3 protein-coding genes are annotated in these 3794 nt (G+C 67.9%); all 3 read right to left on the reverse strand.

Features of this window, described 5'->3' with window-relative positions:
- Positions 1 to 112: 112 nt before the first annotated feature.
- Positions 113 to 667 carry a D-aminoacyl-tRNA deacylase gene (locus tag FVW27_RS10060; protein ID WP_167124806.1) on the reverse strand — a complete coding sequence of 185 codons (555 nt, stop codon included), beginning with the start codon at positions 665 to 667 and terminating at the stop codon, positions 113 to 115.
- Positions 668 to 763: 96 nt separating this feature from the next.
- Positions 764 to 2512 carry a long-chain-fatty-acid--CoA ligase gene (locus FVW27_RS10065; RefSeq protein WP_167124808.1) on the reverse strand — a complete coding sequence of 583 codons (1749 nt, stop codon included), beginning with the start codon at positions 2510 to 2512 and terminating at the stop codon, positions 764 to 766.
- 283 nt (positions 2513 to 2795) lie between these two features.
- Positions 2796 to 3794: 2-C-methyl-D-erythritol 2,4-cyclodiphosphate synthase (gene ispF, locus FVW27_RS10070; RefSeq protein WP_167124810.1), on the reverse strand; the 999-nt coding region annotated here is incomplete at its 5' end.

Genomic DNA, 3794 nt, shown 5'->3' on the forward strand with positions numbered 1-3794 from the left:
GGCCAGCGCCTCGGCCAGGGTGGCGGCGCGCAGCACGGTGCGGCCCGTGCCGGGCAGGCGGCGCAGCGCCTCACGCGTCAGCGGCGAGGGCGCGGCGATGAGAAGGGTGATGTCATCCGCCGCCATGGGGTGGTCGCCGCTCCGGAAAGAGGTCGTCGTCGCTCAGCCAGATGGTCACCGGCCCCCAGTTGACGAGGGAGACGTCCATGTCGGCTGCGAAGATGCCACAGCGTACCCGCCCCGGCAGGCGTGCGTCAATATCGGTGGCCAGTTGGTCGAACAGGCGCTCGGCCACCGCGGGCGGCGCGGCGGCGGAAAACGACGGGCGGCGGCCCTTGCGGCAGTCGGCGTGCAGGGTGAATTGGGGTACCAGCAGCAGTTGGCCCAAGGTGCCCCCGGAACCGATGCCGCTGGCCTCCACATCGCGCATGTCGGCGGGAACGGGCCATTCACGCAGGCCCACGTTCATCTTTCCCGCATCGTCGGGGAACACGCGCAGATCCAGCAGCTTGTCGATCATGCCCGCCCAGCGGGGCTCGCCGGGCAGCGCGGCGGTGTCGCGCGGGCCAAAGCCCGCCAGCACCACCAGCCCCGGTCCGATGGCGGCCACGGTTTCACCGGCCACCGCCACCGATCCCCGGCGCGCCCGTTGCAGCAGCAGTCGCATGTCTGTTCCTTTACCTTGTGGGGCGTGGGGTAATGCCGGAAGCCGCAGCCTGCCCGTCAGGGGAGAGGGAGCAGAGGGGCAGGCAGGCCTGTCGCCCTACTGCGCGCCGTCGTCGTCGGAAGCGGCGGCAGCAGGCGACGCGGCCAGCTCCGCCTTCAGCTTCTCTTCTTCCTCGGTGCGCAGGATGCGGCGCAGCACCTTGCCCACCACGGTCTTGGGCAGGTCGTCGCGGAATTCCACCTGCTTGGGCACCTTGTAGCTGGCCAGCTTTTCGCGGCAGTGGGCCACCACCTCCGCCTTGGTCAGCTTCTCGCCGGGCTTGACCACCACGAAGGCCTTGATCATCTCGCCGCGCGTGGGGTGGGGCACGCCCACGGTCACCGCTTCCTTGATCTTGGGGTGCTCGTGCAGCACCTCGTCGATCTCGCGCGGGTAGACGTTGTAGCCGCCCACCAGGAACATGTCCTTCTTGCGGTCCACTATGGTGAAGTAGCCGTCCTCGTCCATGATGGCGATGTCGCCGGTGTACAGCCAGCCGTTGCGCAGGGTGTTGGCGGTTTCGTCCGGGCGGTTCCAGTAGCCCTTCATGACCTGCGGGCCGCGGATGATCAGTTCGCCCACCTTGCCCGCGGGCAGCGGCACCTGGCCCACCTCCATGTCCACGATACGCGCCTCGGTGTCCGGAAAGGGGATGCCGATGGACCCGGCCTTGCTGACCCCGTGGATGGGGTTCAGGTGGGTGACCGGCGAGGCCTCGGTCAGGCCGAAGCCCTCGATGACTTGCGCCCCGGTAAGCTCCCGGAACCGCTTGATGTGTTCCACCGGCATGGGGGCAGAGCCCGAAATGCAGTAGCGGATGGAGGTCAGGTCGTAGTCGCCCACCTCTTTCTGCTGCATCAGCGAAATGTAGATGGAAGGCGCGCCGGGGAAGATGGTGGGCTTGTGCTTCTGGATGCCCACCAGCACGTCGCGCGGGACATAGCGCGGGAAAGGCACGATGGTGGCCCCCAGGGCCGTGGGCAGGGTGAGGCAGGTGGTCAGCCCGTAGACATGGAAGTAGGGCATCAGCCCCAGGAAACAGTGGTCCATGTCGCGGGCATCGCCCAAAATCGTGGTGATCTGCTGCACGTTCACCGACATGTTGTGGTGCGTCAGCATGACCCCCTTGGAAATGCCCGTGGTGCCGCCGGTGTATTGCAGCACGGCCAGGTCTTCGGTGGGGCTGCACGTGGTGGTGGAATGGCGTGTCTTGCCCTTGAGCAGGCTTTTCCACGGCAGCACGTGCCTGCCGTCAAAGGGCAGGTCGCGCCAGGTGCCTTCGCGCTTGGCCTTGAAGGCGTACAGGAAGTTGAGCGGGAAGGCCAACCCGTCGCCGATGCGGGTGAGGAAATACTTGTCGATGCCCAGCTTGTCGCGCAGCGGCTCTATCTTGGGCCACACAAGGTCAAGGGCGATCATGAACCGCGCGCCGGAATCGTGGATCTGGTGGACCAGTTCCTTTTCCATGTACAGCGGGTTGGTCATCACCACCACGCCACCCGCCTTCAGCACCGCCCAGAAGGCAATGACCGTCTGCGGCAGGTTGGGCAGCATGATCGACACCTTGTCGCCGCGCCGCACGCCCTGGGCGCGCAGGTTGGCGGCCATGACCTCCGCCAGTTGGCGCAGCTTGGCGTAGCTGATGCGGTAGTTGCGGAAGGCGATGGCCGTGCGGCGGGGTGTGCGTTCCGCGGCCCTGTCCAGCAGGGTGAACAGCGGAAAGGTTTCGTAGCTGATGTTGGCGGGTACGCCCGCATCGTAGCTGGCCAACCAGGGGAAATCGGCGAGGGGTGTGGTTTCGGTCATACGTGGTGGCGGACCGTGGCCGCCACGTCATTCCGCGCGTTCCGCCCGGCCCGGCAAGGCACATGCGGCGCACGGGCGCTGGCGCTGGCCCGTATTGTTCGTGTGTTCAAGGGGATGGAAGGCAAACCTTCGGATTTGTACTATGCGGCCCCCGCCCGCGCAAGTCCCATGGCACGGGGAAAAGGGCATCCCGTGTCCAATGCGTGCCTGCCGCGCCAAATGCGTACCCGGCGGGCGAATGCGTATCCGGCGGCGCGGTATTTCTGCCCGGCCCCGTGTCCGCTCAGGCGCCGTCGGTGGCGCCTGTGTCCCCGGCTTCGCCGGAATCACCGGGGCGGCCTGTCCGCACGGGGCGCAGGCCGGTCACGGCGGCGACAGCCTTCAGCCCTTTCTTTTCGCCAGTGAAGCCCAGCTTTTCTTCCGTTGTGGCCTTCACGTTCACCATGGCCTCGTCCAGGGCCAGCAGTCGGCAGACATTGCGGCGGATCTGCTCGCGCCACGGGGCCAGCCGGGGCACCTGGGCGATGACGGTCAGGTCCACGTTGGTGATTTCCAGCCCGGCGGCGCGGGTCAGGCCCAGCACCTCGTCCAGCAGGACGGCAGAGTTGGCGTTGTCCAGCGCGGCGTCGGTATCCGGGAAATGCTGACCGATGTCGCCGCCGCCGATGCACCCCAGCAGGGCATCGGCAAGGGCGTGCAGCAGCACGTCGCCGTCGGAATGGGCCACCACCTCCGGCCCGCCGGGAATGGGTACGCCGCCCAGCTTCATGGGGCGACCGGGCTGGCCAGAACTCCCGGCCTCTTCCTTTTGCACGTAACGGTGCACGTCGTAGCCCCAGCCGGTGCAGGGGATCAGGCGCGTCTGCCCGTTGCGGGCCTCCCACGGGGCGCGGGCGGTGCCGGCATCTTCCAGCATGGTCAGGTCCTCCGGCGTGGTGATCTTGGCGTTGGCGACCTCTCCGGCCACCACGCGCACGGCAAGGCCGCAGCGCTCCAGCAGGGCGGCGTCGTCGGTGACGGTCCAGCCCTCGGCGCGGGCGCGTTCATGGGCATCGCGCAGGGCGGACAGCGCAAAGCCCTGTGGGGTCTGCACCGCCACCAGCCCCGATCTGTCCGGGGTGTGAGTGATCACGCCGTTGTCCGTTTGCTTGATGGTATCCGTCACTGCCACGCCCGGCACCACCCCCGGCGCGCCCGCCGCCAGCGCGTCGAGCACGGCGTTGGACAATGCCGCCGTGGCAAAGGGCCGGGCCGCATCGTGCACCAGCACCGCGTCGCACTC

It is taken from the genome of Nitratidesulfovibrio liaohensis (assembly GCF_011682075.1).
Lineage (GTDB): Bacteria > Desulfobacterota > Desulfovibrionia > Desulfovibrionales > Desulfovibrionaceae > Cupidesulfovibrio > Cupidesulfovibrio liaohensis.

Coding starts and splice junctions, on each gene's coding strand:
- FVW27_RS10060 (WP_167124806.1), bottom strand. CDS start 667: ATGCGACTGCTGCTGCAACGGGCGCGCCGGGGATCGGTGGCGGTGGCC.
- FVW27_RS10065 (WP_167124808.1), bottom strand. CDS start 2,512: ATGACCGAAACCACACCCCTCGCCGATTTCCCCTGGTTGGCCAGCTAC.